Annotated in this window: 15 protein-coding genes and 1 pseudogene; 6 read left to right on the top strand and 10 right to left on the bottom strand. The window is 65.9% G+C overall.

Annotated elements, in window-relative coordinates:
• Positions 1 to 9: 9 nt before the first annotated feature.
• Together lpdA and AB0B25_RS25380 are read right to left on the bottom strand one after the other, a co-directional pair.
• Positions 10 to 1,458 (bottom strand): dihydrolipoyl dehydrogenase, encoded by a 1,449-nt coding sequence (lpdA, locus tag AB0B25_RS25385; protein WP_357184143.1) that lies wholly within the window; start codon positions 1,456 to 1,458, stop codon positions 10 to 12.
• 137 nt (positions 1,459 to 1,595) lie between these two features.
• A complete protein-coding gene (locus tag AB0B25_RS25380) occupies positions 1,596 to 2,810 on the bottom strand; it encodes a helix-turn-helix domain-containing protein (protein WP_357184141.1) in 1,215 nt (404 codons plus the stop codon).
• 121 nt (positions 2,811 to 2,931) lie between these two features.
• Here AB0B25_RS25380 and AB0B25_RS25375 point away from each other — a divergent pair, with 121 nt between their 5' ends.
• Positions 2,932 to 3,453 carry an adenosine-specific kinase gene (locus AB0B25_RS25375; protein WP_357184205.1) on the top strand — a complete coding sequence of 174 codons (522 nt, stop codon included), beginning with the start codon at positions 2,932 to 2,934 and terminating at the stop codon, positions 3,451 to 3,453.
• 87 nt (positions 3,454 to 3,540) lie between these two features.
• On the opposite strand, the gene AB0B25_RS25370 is transcribed toward AB0B25_RS25375, so the two are convergent.
• Positions 3,541 to 3,999, bottom strand: a complete 459-nt coding sequence (locus tag AB0B25_RS25370) for an SRPBCC family protein (protein WP_357184202.1) — start codon at positions 3,997 to 3,999, stop codon at positions 3,541 to 3,543.
• Between the two features lie 120 nt (positions 4,000 to 4,119).
• Here AB0B25_RS25370 and AB0B25_RS25365 point away from each other — a divergent pair, with 120 nt between their 5' ends.
• Positions 4,120 to 4,794 carry a PAS and ANTAR domain-containing protein gene (locus tag AB0B25_RS25365; RefSeq protein WP_357184138.1) on the top strand — a complete coding sequence of 225 codons (675 nt, stop codon included), beginning with the start codon at positions 4,120 to 4,122 and terminating at the stop codon, positions 4,792 to 4,794.
• Positions 4,795 to 4,905: 111 nt separating this feature from the next.
• Here AB0B25_RS25365 and car read toward each other — a convergent pair.
• Together car and AB0B25_RS25355 are read right to left on the bottom strand one after the other, a co-directional pair.
• Positions 4,906 to 8,339 (bottom strand): annotated as a pseudogene (car, locus tag AB0B25_RS25360) (carboxylic acid reductase).
• A gap of 578 nt (positions 8,340 to 8,917) precedes the next feature.
• On the bottom strand, positions 8,918 to 9,403 hold the full coding sequence (locus tag AB0B25_RS25355; RefSeq protein ID WP_357184135.1) for a glutathione peroxidase: 486 nt from the start codon (positions 9,401 to 9,403) through the stop codon (positions 8,918 to 8,920).
• A 458-nt stretch (positions 9,404 to 9,861) separates the two neighbouring features.
• On the opposite strand from AB0B25_RS25355, the gene AB0B25_RS25350 reads away from it, so the two are divergent.
• The gene (locus tag AB0B25_RS25350; protein ID WP_357184134.1) at positions 9,862 to 11,448 is read left to right on the top strand and encodes a GMC family oxidoreductase N-terminal domain-containing protein; all 1,587 of its coding nucleotides are present in this window, start codon (positions 9,862 to 9,864) and stop codon (positions 11,446 to 11,448) included.
• Positions 11,449 to 11,696: 248 nt separating this feature from the next.
• Here AB0B25_RS25350 and AB0B25_RS25345 read toward each other — a convergent pair whose 3' ends face one another.
• Together AB0B25_RS25345 and AB0B25_RS25340 are read right to left on the bottom strand one after the other, a co-directional pair.
• Positions 11,697 to 12,692 carry an AraC family transcriptional regulator gene (locus AB0B25_RS25345; RefSeq protein WP_357184131.1) on the bottom strand — a complete coding sequence of 332 codons (996 nt, stop codon included), beginning with the start codon at positions 12,690 to 12,692 and terminating at the stop codon, positions 11,697 to 11,699.
• 397 nt (positions 12,693 to 13,089) lie between these two features.
• Positions 13,090 to 14,349: a hypothetical protein gene (locus AB0B25_RS25340; RefSeq protein ID WP_357184128.1), complete on the bottom strand. Its 1,260-nt coding sequence runs from the start codon at positions 14,347 to 14,349 to the stop codon at positions 13,090 to 13,092.
• Positions 14,350 to 14,597: 248 nt separating this feature from the next.
• On the opposite strand from AB0B25_RS25340, the gene AB0B25_RS25335 reads away from it, so the two are divergent.
• The 3 genes from AB0B25_RS25335 (at position 14,598) to AB0B25_RS25325 (ending at position 16,074) form a co-directional block, all read left to right on the top strand.
• On the top strand, positions 14,598 to 14,750 hold the full coding sequence (locus AB0B25_RS25335; RefSeq protein WP_357184125.1) for a hypothetical protein: 153 nt from the start codon (positions 14,598 to 14,600) through the stop codon (positions 14,748 to 14,750).
• A gap of 260 nt (positions 14,751 to 15,010) precedes the next feature.
• Entirely contained in the window at positions 15,011 to 15,670 is a 660-nt protein-coding gene (locus tag AB0B25_RS25330) for an SRPBCC family protein (protein ID WP_357184122.1), read from the top strand.
• On the top strand, positions 15,667 to 16,074 hold the full coding sequence (locus tag AB0B25_RS25325) for a metalloregulator ArsR/SmtB family transcription factor (protein WP_357184119.1): 408 nt from the start codon (positions 15,667 to 15,669) through the stop codon (positions 16,072 to 16,074). The genes AB0B25_RS25330 and AB0B25_RS25325 overlap by 4 nt, the downstream gene beginning before the upstream one ends.
• Before the next feature lie 260 nt (positions 16,075 to 16,334).
• Here the strand turns inward: AB0B25_RS25325 and AB0B25_RS25320 are convergent, their stop codons facing one another.
• From AB0B25_RS25320 to AB0B25_RS25310, 3 genes are all read right to left on the bottom strand, one after another.
• On the bottom strand, positions 16,335 to 16,631 hold the full coding sequence (locus tag AB0B25_RS25320; protein ID WP_357184117.1) for a hypothetical protein: 297 nt from the start codon (positions 16,629 to 16,631) through the stop codon (positions 16,335 to 16,337).
• 12 nt (positions 16,632 to 16,643) lie between these two features.
• Positions 16,644 to 16,841, bottom strand: a complete 198-nt coding sequence (locus AB0B25_RS25315; RefSeq protein WP_357184114.1) for a three-helix bundle dimerization domain-containing protein — start codon at positions 16,839 to 16,841, stop codon at positions 16,644 to 16,646.
• A 518-nt stretch (positions 16,842 to 17,359) separates the two neighbouring features.
• The gene (locus tag AB0B25_RS25310) at positions 17,360 to 18,622 is read right to left on the bottom strand and encodes a hypothetical protein (RefSeq protein ID WP_357184111.1); all 1,263 of its coding nucleotides are present in this window, start codon (positions 18,620 to 18,622) and stop codon (positions 17,360 to 17,362) included.
• Positions 18,623 to 18,702: the final 80 nt, after the last annotated feature.

The raw sequence follows: 18,702 nt of genomic DNA, 5'->3' as shown, positions 1-18,702 counted from the left end.
TCGGTGTCCTCAGCGCTTGCGCGGCGCGACATGCACGGGCAGACCGAGCGCGGACAGCGCTGTCTCCATGCCGATCTCGCCGAGGGTCGGGTGGGCGTGAATGGTGTCGGCGAGGTCTTCGAGCGTCGCCTCGAGAGTGATGGCCAACGCACCCTCGGTGATCAGGTCGCTGGCCGACGGCCCGATGATGTGGACGCCGAGCACTTCCTGATAGCGCTGTCCAGCAATGATCTTGACGAAGCCCTCGGTTTCACCGAAGGTCTTCGCCCGACCCAGCGCCGCGAACGGGAAGCGTGCCGTGATCACCTCGTGCCCGGCTGCCTTGGCGGCTGATTCGGTGAGACCGACGCTCGCGATCTCCGGGTGGGTGAAAGTGGCCGCGGGGACGGCGGTGTAGTCGATCCGGGTGTCGTGGCCTGCGATCACGTCTGCTGCGGTCAACCCCTGATGCGAGGCGACATGGGCGAGCAGTGCTCGGCCGGTGACGTCGCCGATCGCGTAGACATGCTCGACATTGGTGCGCAACCGCTCGTCCACTGGAATGAATCCGCGTTCGTCGGTGGCGACTCCCGCCAGGTCGAGACCGAGATCGGCGATGTTGGGCGTTCGACCGACACCGACGAGAACCACGGCGGCGTCGAGTTCGCCGGCGTGTGGGCCCGCGACGGCGACCCGAAGGCCGCCCGCCTCCGAGATCGAGGTGACGGTGGATCCGGTCAGTACCGAGATCCCCCGCTCGGTGAACGATCGGCCGAGCGCCACGCCGATATCGCGGTCTTCCGCGGGCACCAGGCGGTCCTGCATCTCGACAATGGTGACCTGGCTGCCGAACGCGGCGAACAGACTCGCCCATTCCGCGCCCACGGCGCTGCCGCCGACTATGACGATGCGGTCGGGCACCGTTGTCAGGCCGAACGCGCCATCGGAGGTGATCACCCCGGGAAGATCGGCGCCGGGAATGGGCAGACGCGCCGGCACCGATCCGGTCGCGATGACGACATCGCGCGCGGTGACCTGTCGACGCAGGGTGGTGGGCTCGGCCGCATACCGGGGACCGTTTGTGCCCACCGGAGAAGGGCCGACCTCGTACACGTCGACGGTGGTCGGTCCGGTGAACCGTGCGTGCCCGTCGATGACAGTGACACCGTTGGCGGCCAGCAGGCCGGCGACTCCGTTCGTCAACTCCTTGACGATGCCGTCTTTGCGATGCCGAACGGTGGAGAAGTCGAACCGCACATTGTCGGCGTAAACACCGTAGTCTGCTGCGGCCCGCACCGTTTCGTATACTTCGGCCGAACGCAGCATCGCTTTCGTGGGGATACAGCCCCAGTTCAGGCAGACGCCGCCCGGGCGTTCCTTTTCCACCAACGCCACCGACAGCCCACGCTGCGCGGCACGGATCGCGGACACGTACCCCCCGGGCCCGCCGCCGACGACCAGTAGATCGAATTCCGGCACTCGTGGTGCTCCTCAATCTCGAATGAACCCGCCCGCGCCGAGATTGGGCGCGGAAGTCATGTCGATCGAGTGTCATCCACCCAGGTCGCTGCGACAATGCCCCGAAAGCCCAGGAGTGGACGCGGGAAAATGGGCGCTCAGCCCAATTCGCCGACCTGCTCGCCGAGGTCGAGCGCCACCAGCGCCAGGGTGAGTTCGAGGTGGATCCGTGCCCCCTCCAGCGGGCGGCCCAGTAGTCCGGAAATACGCTGCAACCGGTTCAGCACGGTGTTCCGATGGCAGTGCAGCCCGATCGCCGCGTTCGCCGCCGAGCGATTCTCCGCGAGCCAGGCGGCGAGGGTCTGCAACAGCACGTCCCGCTCTCTGGCAGGAAGCCGCAGTACCGGCCCGAGGATGCGTGCGAGCATCAGCCGTGTCAGGTCCGGCGAACGCACCAGCAGGGCCTCGGGATAGCGCTCCTCCAACGACACCAGTGCCGTGGCCTCTGCGGGCAAGGTGGTCAAGGCGATCCGCGCGAGCATGTGGCCGATGTCCACCTCGGCGAGGCCTTGCACCGTGGGCGAGGCCGCCGCCCGACCTCGGGCCAAGGGACGCAGATACTGCACAACGGCATCCACGTCTCGATGCTCCAGCGCCACCAACCCGATCGTCGTATCGACACGGGTATGCCACACCGATCGGATCTGCATCGCGGCCAGAACGGCTTCCGGTCCCGCGAGCACGGGTATCCCGTCCGCTCGCGAGTCGGCTGCCACCACCAGATAGGCACCGTGCACCGGCAGGTTCAGTTCATGCGATGCCCGCGCGGCAAAGGTCGCGTCGTGCCCGCGTCCGGCGATCAAGTCCTCGATCAGCGCATGTTTACGCCGCTCGTCGCTGCGGACCCGCTCCAGTTCGGTGTTGCGATACGACGTCGACAATGCGGAGGAGAGTCCGTCGATCACCGTCCACATCGCGGTGCCCGCCTCCCGAATCTCCTGTGGCTCGGCACCGACGGCCTCTGCTTTGTCCAGGACTGCTTCCCAGACGATCCGACCGCCGAGGCGGAACGTCCGCAGCATCGCCTCCAGTGGCACCGCTTGCTCGGCCCGACGCCGTCCGATGGAGACCGCGACATCGTCGGCATCCGGATCGATCGCTTCCCCACCCAGAATGTCGAGTATGCGGGTCAGGTAACGACAGCATCCGTCACGCAGATCGTCCCGCGGCACCGAGGTGTAGTCGGTCCATTCCGGGTTGTCGGTGAAGACGGCCTCGAGTAAGCGGCGAGTCAGGATGGTGATATCGGCGCGGCACGCCGCCGCCAGTCTGCGGGTGCCCTCCGTCACGAATGCCGGTCGCGACACACTCATGCCTGTGGACGCTACTCCGCGAGCGGCGCCGGCCGAGAGTAGCACCGCCTGGTATGCCCGCCGAAGCCTCGACACCCGTGTCCGACCGTCAGCCCGGCTACCCGAGCAAATCAACGCCGAAATGCTGTGCATCCACACCGACGCGGCGCAGTATGTTCGTGTGGAGTTGACTACGGTGCGCATCGACAAACCGGACGATCTCAATGTCATCATCGGACAGGCCCACTTCATCAAGACCGTCGAGGACCTGCACGAGACGCTGGTCGGGGTCAGTCCCCACCTGCGGTTCGGGCTGGCATTCTGCGAGGCCTCCGGACCGCGCCTGGTCCGCCACTCCGGCAACGACGGCGATCTCGTCGAGCTGGCCACGAAGAACGCTGTCGCGGTCGGCGCGGGACACTCGTTCCTCGTCTTCCTCCGCGAGGGCTATCCGGTCAATGTGCTCAATGCGGTGCGGCAGGTCCCGGAGGTCTGCGGAATATTCTGCGCCACAGCCAATCCCGTGGACGTGCTGATCGGCGAGACCGAGCTGGGTAGGGGAATCCTCGGAGTGGTCGACGGGTCCACCCCGCTGGGCGTAGAAAACGCCGATGACCAGGCAGATCGTCGACAGCTACTGCGCCGGATCGGCTACAAGTTGTAGAAACCGCCGAGGTCGGCGCCGAACCCGAGCGCGCCTGGCGGTGGGTCGAGCCGTCCTTCGGGTCCGCTCGAGCGATCTCCGCGACGATCAGCCACGCTCGGCGAGTTCGGCGAGCCGGTCAACCGACGCTCGGAGTTTGCCAGACGTAGTGGCCCGGGCGCGCGCGAGGCGTTTCTCATCGGCCAGCGCTGACCAGTCGTAGGCGTGTGTGACCCGGGTGTGCGCGTCGTCCACCGGCTCGAGTTGCCAGCGCCAGAGGTGGCCCGGCGGCTGTTCGCCTGATTCCGCGGGCAGCCAGGCGATGCGGCGACCCTCTTCGAACTCCACGATGTGATTGTCTCGGACGCTGCCGTTGGTGAGGGTCATGGTGAATACATCGCCCACACCGTGCACGCGTTGTCCCACCGGGGCATCCGCCAGATTGTCGTTTCCGTCCCATCGGGGCTGCTGCGCCGGGTCAGCGATCAATTCGAAGATCTGTTCGCACCCGGCTGCTACCTCCCGGCTGGCAGTCACGACGTGTGGAGTCTCGGGATAGTCCGTCATGGACCGATCGAAACATCCGGCAACGAGTTCCGCCAACCAGGCATCAGACCGCGGACCTGGCTCGGTGCCGACCATCGAGTTGATCTCGATCATCGGATTCGGAAGAGCCATACTGGACCCGTGGCAGACACGGGACAACGCGAGCCGGACACCGATCGCATGACCCTCGGCGGCTGTCCCCAGAGTATCGGTAGCTTCCGCTTCTGGTTCGCCGATCAACGGTGGGAATGGTCCGACGAGGTCGCCGCGATGCACGGGTACTCGCCCGGCGCGGTGGAGCCGTCCACCGAACTGCTGCTGAGCCATCAGCACCCCGACGACCGCGAGCAGGTCGCGACGGCGCTCGCGGCCGCCATCGAGACGGGCGAGGCATTCTGCAGCCGCCACCGTGTCATCGACACCTCCGGCGAACTGCACGACGTGATCGTGATCGGCGACCAGATGTGCGACCAGCAGGACGCCGTAGTCGGCACTATGGGCTACTACCTCGATGTCACCGAGACACTCGAGGAGAACCGGCAGGAAGCTCTCGACGACCTCCTCCCCGATCTGGTCGACGCCCGTGCGGTTATCGAACAGGCCAAGGGCATCATCATGTTCGTCTACGGCGTCAACGCCGAACACGCGTTCGGCGTGCTGCGCTGGCGGTCGCAAGAGACCAACATCAAGATCCGCACCCTCTCCGAACAACTGGTCGCCGACGTGGTGGCGACCGGCGGAGCGCTGACCCAGCAGCGCACCCGCTTCGACCATCTCCTGCTGACCATTCAGCAACGTGTGGCGCCCACCGAATAGTTCGCAGGCCGATGGTGTCGGTACCCGCGAGCGCCGGTCACCTCGCGTGACGAACCGAACGATTCGCACTACGCATCGAAAAGCGCCGAAGTAGCGTCGTGTGGGCGCTGCCTATAGCAGGTTCCGCAGTTCCAGATCGGTCACGTATTTTTCGATGAGCGCACGGGACAGGTGCGGAATATCGTGATCGGGACCAATTGTCGCGGCCTGGACAGCCGAGCGGAATTTCTTCGCCGGAAGCACCGAGCCGCGCACGGCCGGCGCCGGTCGTCGATACGCGTGCACCAACGGCAGCAGCGACGCGTGGCGTTGCTTTTCCCGCAGCCCCCGTAGCGCGGTCTCGAATCGGTCGGACCATTCACCGAAGTCGGCGATCCGCTCGATCGAGTGGCCGGAATCGATCAACCAGTCGACGAACACGTCGAGCGAAAGGCCGTCGTCGTGTGGATTGAGCACGTCGAAGGTCTGGAAGTCCGAGGCGGCCGCGGCGCCGAGGGTGGTGATCGCCTCGGCAGTGAAATCGGCGGGCAAGCCGTCGTAATGGGCGCGCTGCCGGTTGCCCTCGACGTCGGTCTCGTAGAAGGACAGTGGCGCGATCCCGGTGGCGATCAGGCTCAGCAGCAACCGGGTGAACATATCCGGTACGTTGAGCTGACCGGCATAGCGGCTGTGCGCCAAGACCATGTCCGAACGGAACACCGCGACCGGCAGCCCACACAGGTCGTTCGCCTCCCGCAGCAACACCTCTCCAGCCCATTTGCTGTTGCCGTAGCCGTTGGCGTAGCTCTCGTCCACGACACGCGCCGGGCTGATTTCACGGATGTCAGCGTCTTCATCGAAATCGGCCGGATCGATCTGGGTGGCCACCGCGACGGTCGACAGATAGGTGAAGGCCTTCATCCGGGTGGTGATCGCCAAGCGGATCAACTCGGCGGTGCCGACCACGTTCGGCCCGAACAGCTGCCGGTACGGCAGTACATGGTTGACCAGCGCGGCCGGGTGCACGATCAGATCGACGGTGTCGGCCAGTCGATCCCAGGTCGCCTCGTCCAGGCCCAGATTCGGTTCACCGATGTCGCGGCGAGCACCTCGAGGTTATCGGCGGCCAATTCCTGGAAGCGCTGGATCAGGCCCGGGTCGCCGCTGTCGAAGGCGTCCTCCAGACGCTTGCGCGCGCCGGCCTGATCACCACCGCGCACGAGACAGATCAGGGTGCCCCCGGTGGCCTTCAGCCGCTCCAACCACTCCAGGCCCAGGAAGCGGCCCAAATACCCGTTCGCGCCGGTGAGCAGTACGGTGTGCGCAGCCCCGGTAGCGCGGGGCAGCGCCGCCGCGTCCGCCAGGGTGCGTGCGTCGATGAACTCGTCCAGGGTGAGATCCGCCGCCCTCACCTGCGCCCCGGCGCCGTGCACCGAGTCGAAAGTCGGGCGCCGAGTTCCTGAATCTCGCGCGGCCACTATGTAGTCCGCGATCTGACGCAGTCCGTTGGCAGGACTGATCACCACCGACACCGGCACCTCGACGCCGAAGGCCTCCTGCAGCAGGTTCGAGAACGACACCGCCGAGAGCGAATCACCACCGAGATCGCTGAAATGTGCGTCGGGGCGCAGATCGGCGCTCGCGCAGCCCAGCAGCGCCTTCGCGGCGCGACTCACCGTCTCCAGCACGGGTAGTTCGGCCGCGACGCGACGCACGTCGAGCAGTTCGTTCGCCTGCGCATCGGCCAGCTCGGCGTACAGGTGCTGCAAGCGCTGTCCGTAGCGCTCTTTCAACCTGGGCCGCAACAGTTTTCCGATGCCACTCAACAGCCCGTTGTCGGTGGTGAACGGCTCGGTCTCGATCAAGAAATCTCGCGGGATCTCATAAGAATGCAGGTCGGCATCCTTCGCGAGCTGCTGTAGCGATTCGCTCAGTGTCGCCTTCAGCACGTCGAGATCACCGCGGGCCAGCGCGTCGTGGGTCGGCACGATCACGGCGAGCAGATAGGCGCGTTCGCTACTGCCGTACACGAAGATCTGCCGAATCAGCGGGCTGCTCGCGAATACTGCCTCCAGATGTGACACGGCGACGAACTCACCCTGGGACAGTTTCAACACATTGTTGCGGCGGTCGACGTAGACCAACCGGTCCGGGGCGAGTTCGGCGACGATGTCGCCGGTCTTGTAGAAGCCGTCCTCATCGAATATCTCGGCGGTGACCTCGGGCCGCCTGTAGTACCCCGGAATCATCGTGGTGGATTTCACGAGCAACTCGCCACGCGGATGCGGCTTGTCGGTCCGGAAGTAGCCCAGTTCGGGGACGTCGACGAGCCGGTAGTCGAGCACCGGTGGCCGCCGTACCTGATTGTCGATCAGGATGCTCGGGCCCGCCTCGGTGGAGCCATAGCCGTCGTGCAGGTCCAGGTCGAGCACCGACTCGATGAAAGCCTTCATCTCCGCCGCCACCGGAGCGCTCCCACAGATGGCTGTGACCACGCGCCCACCGAGGAAGCGTTCGCGCAGTTCGGTTTTCACATCCGCTTCCAACGAGGTGCGGTCGACGCCTGGTCCGTCGCGCCGATCCACCTCGCCACGGAAGCGCTGGAACACCATGTCGCACACGCGCGGAACGAAGAAGAACTCGGTCGGCCGGGCCAACGCGATGTCGTCGAAGAGCGTCGACATATCACTTGTCGCCGCGAAGTACGCGGTCCCGCCGCGGGCAAGCACGCCGGTCAGCGACATACGGCCGGCGATATGGCTCATCGGCATGTAGTTGACGTTGATCGCAGCGACCTCGGGCCTGCCCAGCCATCCTGTGGCGACCAGCCGCTCGGTGTACATCGCCCCCTTGGGTGTACCCGTGCTACCCGAGGTGTAGATCAACAGCGCCAGCGGGTCGTCGCCCGGTTCGGCAGTGAACAGTGGTGCAGCGGGGAGGCACCGTCCATGCTCGAGCACCTGGCCGAGCGATTCGACGACCACCACGCTGCCGGCGACGGCCAGGCGTTCGCGTGCCGCCTCGAATGCCGCGCGTTGGGCGTCGTCGCCCGAGTGGTAATCGAAGACGATGAGTCTCCGGAGCGCGTGGCTGGACAGGACGCATTCGACGGCCGCGTCGAGCAGTTCCGGGGTCGCGGCCAGCGCCCGCGGCGCGGTCTCACCGACGATCTCGGTCAACTGGGCGACGGGCGCGGCGGACTGCAGCGGAACGGCGACCAAGCCGAGGTGAGTGCATGCGAGATCGAGCGTGGCGTAGTCGCTGCTGGTGAAGCCGAGCGTAGCCACGAAATCACCCGCACGCAGCGGATTGTCCGGGTCACCGTGCCATGCCGCAGCAACCGCGCGGACCCGCTCCCACAGCTCACCGTAGGTCATGGTGTCGAACCGCGGCAGCAACGTCAGCGACGCGCGACCGGCGCTGTCGGCGCGCACCTGCACCGCGCGCTGCCCGAGTGCCGGCCGATCGGCGTAGGCGATCATGACCGTTTCGATGATCTGCGCCAGCCGTGCACCGGGCTTGCGAAGCTTCTCGACGACCTCCGCACGCGGGGCGGCGTTGCGGATGTCGTCATGATCGGCATACAGCTCGGCGATGCGGTGCGTGAGTCGCGCCGCCCGCGTTTCTCCCTTCACGGCCGACCTCCCTGGTCCGAGAAATACTCCTTCGACACAAACGTTAGCTTTCCTAAGTATTCTAGGGCGGTCATAAGCGCCCGCACGCATAAGCGACGCGAGACACAGTACAGATAATGTCCCAAACATGCGGGGTGCCCGGTGGCCGTAGCCTTCCGCCTGGCACTGCCCTGCCGGGTGGACGGTCGGCCCGCGCCGGATCTCACTCGGCGCGAGAATCTCGATCGACGACGACACCTCGGTCGACCGTGGACGAAAGAACGTGCCGGATGGGCGATGCGCGCCCGGTGTAGAACCCGACGGCGAGGGATTTCACACCGAAGCACGGCAGACGACCGCACACGGGCGTCACTCATGGCCGCCACGACCAGCATGATCGATCGGGCTGCTCGCCACCATGGACCCGCTACGCGAGCACTTCCCACGGCGTCGCAGGTGGCGACGTCGGACTACGGCCCCGCGGCGCAGGACAGACCACGCGGTGGCAGCCAGATCGGTGCGATCGAGCGCTAGAGCACGGCTTCGATCGCGGACACCAGTTCGGGCGCCTCCGGCGTGACAGTCGGGCGGAACCGGCCCGCCACCTTGCCGTCCCGGTCGATCAGAAACTTCTCGAAGTTCCACTGGATGTCGCCGGCGTTGCCGTCCGCGTCGACGAACTCCGCCAAGGTCCGGTAGAGCTCGTGCCTGCTGTCGCCGTTGACGTCGGTTTTCTCCAGCAACGGGAAGTCGACGCCGTAGGTGGTGGCGCAGAACTGCGCAATCTCCTCCGCAGTGCCCGGCTCCTGGCCCATGAACTGATTGCATGGCACGCCGACGACGCTGAATCCGCGCGACCCGTAGGACTTCTGCAGTTCGACCAGTCCGGAGTACTGCGGGGTGAGGCCGCACTTCGACGCCACGTTGACCAGGAGAACGGCACGGTCACCAACCAGGTCGGACAACGTCGTCGGCTCGCCGGACAGCATCCGCAGCGGAACATCTCGAAGGCTCATTCGTATCGGACCTGCCCATTCTCGATTCCGTGGATTCACCCCGAACGCCACCGTACCGGATCGGCGATTCGGACGATCGAGGCAAGGATCACGCCCGATCGTCCGCACCCCTCCCCGCGGCTTCATTCGGCGCAGCGGCCGCAGGGACATTACCCCGGTCTTCAGCTGCCCGGGCCCGCCTTCGTGGCGGGCGGTTGCCGCGCCGACGCGGCCCGCCTCCGGCAGAGCATCGACGCCGCGGTGAATCCGACTATGACCTTCGCTGTGTCCTGGCACTGACGAACAGCCCTTTTCTGGCCGCACGCCGCGACCACAGCGACATCGTGGCGACCACCAGTGCCGACGACTGCCCGCTCCGCTTCGAGCCGACTCCGATCCGCCCGGGTTGGCGGAAACCTGACCCGGGGCGACCGGTACCTCGTATCTTTGCCGTAGTCGGTGCAGATCGGAGTAGGACAGTGCAACCAGATGGGCTTACCGTCGATTACATCGTCGTCGGCTCGGGATCCGCTGGCGCGGTCGTGGCCAATCGGCTCAGCGCTGATCCCGGCACAGCGGTGGCGCTGCTCGAGGCGGGCCCGCCGGACAAGAACAAGTACGCACACATCCCCGCCGCGTTCGCGAAACTGTTTCGCTCCGAGGTGGATTGGGACTATCACACGCAGCCGCAACCGGAACTGAACAACCGCGAGATCTATTGGCCGCGCGGCAAGATGTTCGGCGGCTCCTCCTCGATGAACGCCATGATGTGGGTGCGCGGGTTCCGCGCCGACTACGACGAATGGGCGTTGCTGGCAGGCGACGAGTGGAGCTTCGCCGCGGCCGTCGAGCAGTTCCGCCGCATCGAGCGGGTGGAGAACGCCCAGTATCCCGACGAAGGCACCGACGGGCCGTTGCACATCTCGCGCCAGCGCAGCCCGCGCAGTCTCACTGCCGCGTACCTGGCCGCAGTCGAGGAGGCCGGCTACGACGTCGAGCCACCGAATCGGCCGCAGCCGGAGGGGTTCAGCGAGACCATGGTGACCCAGCGCGACGGACGCCGCTGGAGCACAGCCGACGCCTACCTGCGGCCCGCCCTGCGCCGACCCAACCTCACGGTGCACACCGAAGCGCCCGTCACCAGGGTTCTCTTCGATGGCACACGCGCCGTCGGCGTCGAGTACCGCACGGGTGGTGGCACCTACACCGTGACCGCGCGGCGCGAGGTCATCCTGTGCGGTGGTGCGGTCAACACCCCACAACTGCTGATGCTTTCCGGCATCGGCGACCGTGACGAGCTGACCCGCCACGGTATCGAAGTGCGCAAGCACGCACCCGAGGTCGGGGCGAACCTGCAGGACCATCTGGTCGCGGGCATCGGCTACACCGTCGCATCGGATTCGCTGTTCACCGCCCAGAAACCGCGCCAGCTGCTGAACTATCTGCTCCGACACCGTGGCATGCTCACCTCGAACGTCGGCGAGGCATACGGATTCGTGCGCAGCAGGCCCGAACTGGATCTGCCCGACCTGGAGCTCGTCTTCGCGCCCGCGCCGTTCTACTACGAGGGACTGGTCGACCCGACCGAGCACGGGGTGATCCTGGCGAGCGTGTTGGTGCGCCCGCACAGCCGCGGACGGATCGCACTGAGCTCGCCGGACCCATCCGCCAAGCCGCTGATCGACCCGCGCTATCTGTCCGACAGTGCAGGCGCGGACCGTACCGCCATGATGGCGGGGCTACGCCTGTGCGCCGATATCGCGGCCGAACCATCGATGAAGGCAGTACTCGGCCCGCTGAGCTATCCGCCACAGGCGCCCGCCGAGCCGGAAGCCGTTCTCGAACTGACACTGAACGCCTACTCGCACACGCTCTACCACCCGGTCGGCACGTGCCGGATGGGCACGGACACCACCAGCGTTGTCACCCCCCGACTGGAAGTCCGTGGCGTGCAGGGACTTCGGGTCGCCGACACGTCGGTGATGCCGCTGATCATCCGCGGCCACACCCACGCACCCGCGGTGTTCATCGGCGAGCAGGCCGCCCGGTTCATCCTCGCCGGATAGCGTTTTTCATCCTCGTCGGAATAGCGCTTCGCCCCATCGCTGGACAGCACATCCGAAAACACTCCGAGGCAATGCCTTCGGCATACCAGCCCTTGCATGCAGGTCGCGGCTGACGATCACCACACTCCCCGCCGAAGTTCGACCCGTTGCGGGCGGGCTACAGCCGGGCAGCGGTCACGAATGCCTCCAGACCACGGCACTCCGATGTCGATTCGCAGACTCGCGACAGCTCTGACAGTGTGACTCTTCTAGCCGATCTGGGCCGGATCCGGGCGCACAGTGACCGGCTTCGGTCGGCTGCGATCAGCACTTCGGCGCTCACCGTCACGGCCGGCGAGCTCCGCCGATCTGCGGTGGCGGAAATCCCGTGGCGTCTCGCCGAACCGTGCCTTGAACGCCGCCGAGAACCAGGCGGGGGTGAAGCCACTGCGAAGGGCCAGGTCCCGGATGGGCAGGGTCTCGCGCGCCGGGTCCTCGAGCAGGTCGCGGGCGACGCGCAGCGCCTCCTCCCGCCGCACATCGCGGAACGTGGTACCCGTCTGCTGCAGGACCGATCGCAGCTGCCGGGGCGACCAGCCCAGCGCGTGCGCTACCGCGGGCAGCCCTACGTCACCATGGCCGACATTCGCGCGCACGTATTGCCGAACCTGCTCGGCGATCTGGGTGTGCTGCGTTCGTTGCGGGTGGGTATCGCCGAGCGATATCAAGCACAACAACTCCGCGATCCGATCGCAGACCGCGTTGAACTCCCGCTCGGACAGATTCGACTGTTCGGCATGGGCACTGCGGATCATGTCCTGAACGATCCGGCCGAGGCCGCAGTTCAGGTCCAGCACCGAACCTCGTGCGCCCGACGACCCCGCTCGATGGTCGAGCTCGGTGCGTGGTACCTGGAACGCATACGCCGACAGATCCGGGATGTGTATCCGGCACATCTCGTCGAGGGCGGTTACCGAGGCATGACCGGGCTGCGCCCGCGTCACCTCGTCCCGATATCGAACCGAGTACAAACCCTCCTGGGGGACGACGACCCAGTAGAAATCGTCGCAGGGTCCTTGGCGGATGTTGGTCCTTGTTCGGTGGGATGTACTGGTTCCGCGCTGCTCCCAGCGCAACAACCGATAGGTGGTCGACTCCTGAACCGTCAGGCCCGAATACCATCGACCGGGATCGCCGTATTGATAGTCCATCGGAACGAAGGTGTTGGCGACCATGGTCCATGACTGCGGATCGCTCGCGGTCACGTGATAACACTTCATGGTGACCGCCCATCGCCGTCGGTTGACCGAGACCACATTGTCCACCAAGACAATACGGCTCGCACCACAGACCACGCGCAGGTCGTCAGGGTCCTCGACTAATCGCCGCCAGCGCCGGCCGACGTACTGCGCGCCACAGACCGGACACGTCCCCGTTCGAGATCCTCGCCGCCGGATCGCTTCCCGGGTCAGGACGAGCACGGCACAGCGAGGCGTACCGAGACCGATGACGCGGCGGACGCGTCCCCGCACCATCCGGCGGCCGACTCCCGCACAATGTGCCGGGTCGTCGTCGACGACCGACGGCATGCGTAGCTGCGGTCACGGAATCACATGACTACCGCCCTTGCCCAGGCCATCGTCCTGGGCCGCGGACGATGCCTCATCTCCTTCTTTTGGCGTGCGGGCGTCGGCGAGGCCGTTGGGCGAGCTGCAGACCGAACAGCAGGTCGGTATTACGGACGGGCGGCGGCTGTTCGGACATGCGAAGTAGTCCGGCTTGTCGTATCCAGCTGTGGTGCCAGTGATGCAGTTCCGGGATGGTCACCTCACACGCCGCGGCGATGTCGCGCAACCGGCGGCCCGCTCCACCGATAGCTCCGGCGAACAGTTTTCTGTTGGGTGTGTCGCTCGCTTCCTGATAGAAGCGGGCGGCCTGAAGCAACGGACGCGCCAACGGTGGAATCACCCACACATACAGATCGGGCGCGCGGGTGTAGCCGATCGGGCCGTTGAAGATCAGCGTGTCCGCGGTCAGCGCGACGCAAGGAATCGCGTTGAGCTCGATGACGGTGGCCCCGGTGAACAGCACGGTGGCGATCACGGCGGCATGGACCGGGTTGGTGGTCCTGGCCCAGATGCGGGCAATGCTCTCGTGATCGATCGGGGTCGTGGTCAGCCCCGGCCCGACCGAGTACGCCAGATCCGGGGGCAGTTCCAGTCGCAGACCGTGGAGCAGAAATGCGGCTTGAGCGCCGCGGAGCAGGGTGATGGTGTGTCCGCGACTGGGACTGTCGACAACGAGTTCGCCGAGGAGCCGGTACAGGCCCAGGATGTCGACCCATTCATTGAGCAAGCGGGCACTGGGACCTCGGTGCAGAGGATTGGCGACCGTAAAGCGGGGTTGCAGGACCTCGATCATGTATTTGGCGAGGTCGACATCGCGCGGGCCGAGCCAGGTCCGATCGCCGCTGCTGCCCAGGTCGTGCTGGCATGGCCGACCGGTGTGCTCAGCCAGCCATCGGCAGGTCGCTCGGATTCCTTGGGTGTAGACGGCGTCTATGCGCGCGAACTCGGCGGGTGGCAAACTCCGGCAGGCGTCCGCTCGAAACGTTGTGACGTCACTATCGGGAATCCGCAGCAACAGCTCGTCGCCAGCCGCCTCCGACAGCCGGACAATGCCTGACTCCCGTTGTCCGTTTTCTCGATATCCGACGCGCCTGGTGGCGTCCTCGAGGTCACGTTTGCCCGGTGCAGAATCCGCGCGGCGGGCTGCCAGCAACTGCCATAGGATCCGTTCGGGTACGCCGAGCTTCTGCGCCGTCAATCGCACATGATCGACCGAGAGTTTCTTGTGTTCGTCGAGCTGAGCCAATTTATCCAGCTCCGACAGACGCAGCGTGGGGACGCTTGCGTCGACCACAGCAACAACCTCCTCGATCCACAGTCCCGCACCGTATTACAGCGGTTTCGACATCGGTTTCAAAGCATTCCAGCACGTACCGCGCGGTAGGGAGGACGAAGTTACCGAGAATTGATGTTGCGTATCTCACTGAAAACTTCGGGCCAGCCGAAAGCATAGGCGACGGTATGGACGTCTTGACGCAGTACGGCGCGCGCACCGAAATCCAGCCGGAGCCCGGAACCGTAGTTCTCCCACAATACATTTCGATGAACTCACCATCCACGTCGGCGACGAACCAGCACTATCGCGACTGCCGCATTGCCACGCACGACCGGCGCGGACAACCGTTGTGCCCGAACTTCGTGGTCACCACCCTGGACGAGTTCGAGGCCTGGCCATCCCGCGACCACCTCCGGTGATCGAAACCCGCACATCAGACGATCCGAAACTTGCCGCCACCTCGATACGACCTGCGAGGCCCCGATCATATCGATGCGGCGGGTCCCCGACACCGCGGCCCGCAAGCCGGTACCCCCACCTGAAGTGGCATTGCGATGCCAGCGACTTCGATGACACGGGGTCAGCAGGCGCTCGACACGACCGGCCGTTCGGCGAAAGCAACCGCCCCAAGCCAACAACACCCTCTAATATAAGCTGCAACCTATATTAGGAGAGGGTTATGACATTACTGACCGATCCCGCCGCCATCGTCGGGCTCGTGACCCGCGAGGTCCGCACCGGCTCCCGGGACGGCGCGCCGACAAAGATTGCCGTCGCGCGGCGCAGCTACCCCACCGACCAGTCCGACCTCTGGGACGCGCTGACCGCTGTCGAACGGATCCCGCGCTGGTTCCTGCCGGTCAGCGGTGATCTGCGCGTCGGCGGCCACTACCAGATCGAGGGCAACGCAGGCGGTGTCGTCGAACAGTGCGAAGAGCCGAAGCGATTCGCGGTGACGTGGGAAATGGGTCCGCAGGTGTCGTGGCTGGAGATCACCCTCACCCCCGCCGACGACGGCACGCTGTTGGAGTTGACGCACGAGGCGCACGTCGATACCGAACTCTGGTCGCAGTTCGGACCGGGCGCAGTCGGTGTCGGGTGGGATCTCGCCCTGATGGGCCTGGGCTTGCACCTGTCGAGCGGTACAGCGGTGGATCCGGTCGAGGCGATGGCTTTCACCACCACACCCGAGGGTGCGGCGTTCGTCCGGGCTGCCGCGGTTGGTTGGGCAGACGCGGCCGTTGGCGACGGTGACGAATCCACCGTGGCACACGCAGCCGCCGAGCGGACCGTCGGGTTCTACACGGCTGCGCCCGAGGACGACCACCGATCCCGATGAACCGCTCTCCCGCCAAGATATTCGAGGCACTGGGCGACCCGGTTCGTCGCGGCATCCTCGAGTTGATGGTGGCCGGCGAGCGGCCCGCGGGCGCGATTGTCGACGCCGTGCGACGGTATACACCGATCTCCCAGCCCGCCGTCTCGCAGCACCTCAGGGTGCTCCGCGACGCCGGACTGGTGAGCGTCCGCACGGAGGGGACGCGGCGGTTCTATGCGCTCGACCCCACCGGCCTGGACGTGGCCCGCTCGTGGCTGGCTCGGTTGGCCGACCCACTCGAACAGTTCACTCAGCCACTCGACGCTCTCGCCACCGAGATCGCCCGTGGCAAACGAGTCCGCCGCACGACCAAGGCGGATGTCGATACCGCGGCGGCGCCCGCCAGTGACGTCCGGCCCGCCTGAGCACAGCACCGACCGACTTTCCGACGACGCTCCGATCACCATCGATACAACTATTCGGCACCGCCTCCGACACCCACCGGAAACACGAACCACTGCGCCGAGTCACCAGCCGGGCGGAGTCGGGTCGGCCACAGCGCAGGAAATATCGAGTGTCGGTTCCCGATCCGCGCCGAGCGCTCGACTCCTGCGCCGCCGACCGCGATGACACCGAGATGGCGCAACGATGCCAGGCACCACAGCACGTGCCGGTGCGGCTTCGCTCATCCACGTGTCGACACCGGCTCCTTTCCCTTCCGTGGTTCGGATCGGTCGGCTGAAGCCACCGCGGACAGCGACCCTACAACCGAGACTCCGGGGAATCGGCGGCGGATCTGGGTGATGCAGCGCAGGACCTCATGCAGTTCGATCCGGAGCAGACGCAACTGCGTGGCACGTGCCGCAGGACCCGTCGAGGCTGCGCGATTCATGGTTTCGATGACATAGGACAGCTCGTCGGCCTCCTCGACCAGTAGGTCGAAAAACACTTTCGCCTGCGCTCGGTCAGCGCGGTCGTCCATCGTAGGCTCGTGTCACATCGCGGTGTCGGACAGTTCCCTCCCGGCACGGCGTTCCACCAGGAGCGGAACGAATTCGCGCACGGGCGCGTCCGCGAAGCGCTGATGGGTTCGTCGAACGACCAACGCGATGGTCTCGGCGGGAAGCTCAGGATGACACTTCATGAGTCGCGCGGCGACATTTCCGATCTGCGCAGCCTCGTCGTTTTGCATGGCTCGGTCCCTGCTCGGTGGTTGTATACGAAGGGCGCACCGACACGCATCATTGCTTCCACGGACGTGAACCGCACGGCTGCGACAGTGCGTACCGATGCTCTGCGGCACTGGCTTGCGGCACTCCCCGGGTAGCACCGCAAGCCAGTGATTTCGTGACGGCCAGACGTGCGCCAAGAATGCTGAACCATCACTCTATATAATGTACCGTTGCGCGACGGCGCGATCAATGGCGGCGAATGAATCGAGGGTGTCGAGGCGAGACCGACCGGAAGACGGCGGAAGCCGAGCTACTTCGAGATGTCCCACCACGGTGCGCCACCGGCCCGGATGTACTTGTCGCAGGTCATCGTCGGGACTGTTGCCGTTGGGCGCAACGCGATGGTGGCGGACCACCACCGCACACCGATCTCATGAGCGTCGTCGCGGCAACAGGCGGGCCACGAACTCAGCGCCATCTCGCTCGATACAGCATCATGCGGTGGTGGATCAGTCCAGCCGCCATGCTCGTTCAGACGTCATGTCGACCGAGGTCCCCGCATTCCGCGCCACCCCAGGGGAAGTTGGACGCGGCGCGTTCTGATTTCGTCGACGAGTTCCGCGTAGCCCTCCTGGACTTCGCCGAGGTGGAACCACGCCTCGTGGCGCAGGTCCTCGTCGTCGGTATGCAGGACCGTCCACCACGCGACGGCATAAGTGTGCGCGACATGGCTGATCACCTCACCCAGAGAATGAATGTTCTTGCGCGCGGTACGGGTTCGCGCAACATGGAATACCGCCCACGTGTCGATCTCGGCGACCACCCTCGCGATGTCGGCATGGATCCCGGTCTCATCGAAGTCGGTGGGACGCCGTGCCGGGTCCAGATGTACCGGGATCAGCGCAGCGTGCAGGTCACCCAACTCCCGCGCCCACCCGATCAACGGCGAGCCGCCGCAGGTCGAATTGCCGGAAATCGCCCCGAGCAGCTGATCCGGTTCGAGCAGAGGAATCGCTTCACGTGCGGGTTCTGCGGGTTCGCAAGGCTCCGCCGATGCGACCCACCGGTGCGAACGCCTCGTGCGCCCCACCGCGACACGCACGGTGGCCTTCCGGAGGGCGCGGCGGCCCGCGTAGGCGCCGTGCGAGCGAGCACCGGCGTTGGGCGGGCGATGGGAACTCGCCATGCACGCCGGGTCGTGACGGTGCATGTGACGGTTCGCTCCGACGCGGGAGCGGTGGCCGTCCGGGTATGCGAGCACCCGACCCAACGGCATATAGTCCGGATTCGTGTCGTCCGGAGTCGCATCGCCGGCAGGCGCAACGTCGCTGTGTTCGACTGCCGAATGCTCGATCTCGCAGCGATCGGTCAGGTTGCGGTCCCGGGGCACCCGACCGCCATCGCCGCGTGGACGGCCGGTGCCCGGCCTCGCTGTGGCGAGGCCGACGATCGCACTGGTCGCGCCCTGCGTTCGATTCACCACCGTGCGTGTCGACACCGCGGCAATCAGCCTGGTGGTGAACTCGGCAATCCAGTGTCCGGCGGCACCACTCGAAGTCGAGTCGTCACGTCCACCGGAGATTCGGCCACCGATGTAGAGCACCACCAGCAGAATCGCGCCGATCGCCAGCGAGGCGAGGAGGCTGCCGCTGCCGGTGTCAGCCGCGACGAGGAACAGCAGAAACAACGTCGCGATCACCTCGATGACATTGATCCCGCGAGCACGGCGGGCAGTGATCACCCCACTGGTGTCCGGTGCCGCGTGGGCAGGGACTTCGATGCTCCTTCGGGGTATGCCCATGTCGACGCTCCTTAGAATGATGACCCGTTAGTACTTTCAGAATCGTCTCGCCGCATGGTTTTGTCGTCGACGCTGGCCGC

The sequence above is a fragment of the Nocardia sp. NPDC049190 genome (assembly GCF_040648115.1).
GTDB lineage: Bacteria > Actinomycetota > Actinomycetes > Mycobacteriales > Mycobacteriaceae > Nocardia.
Note: the sequence above shows the minus strand (reverse complement) of the source record. Positions and strands in the feature narration are given on the sequence as shown.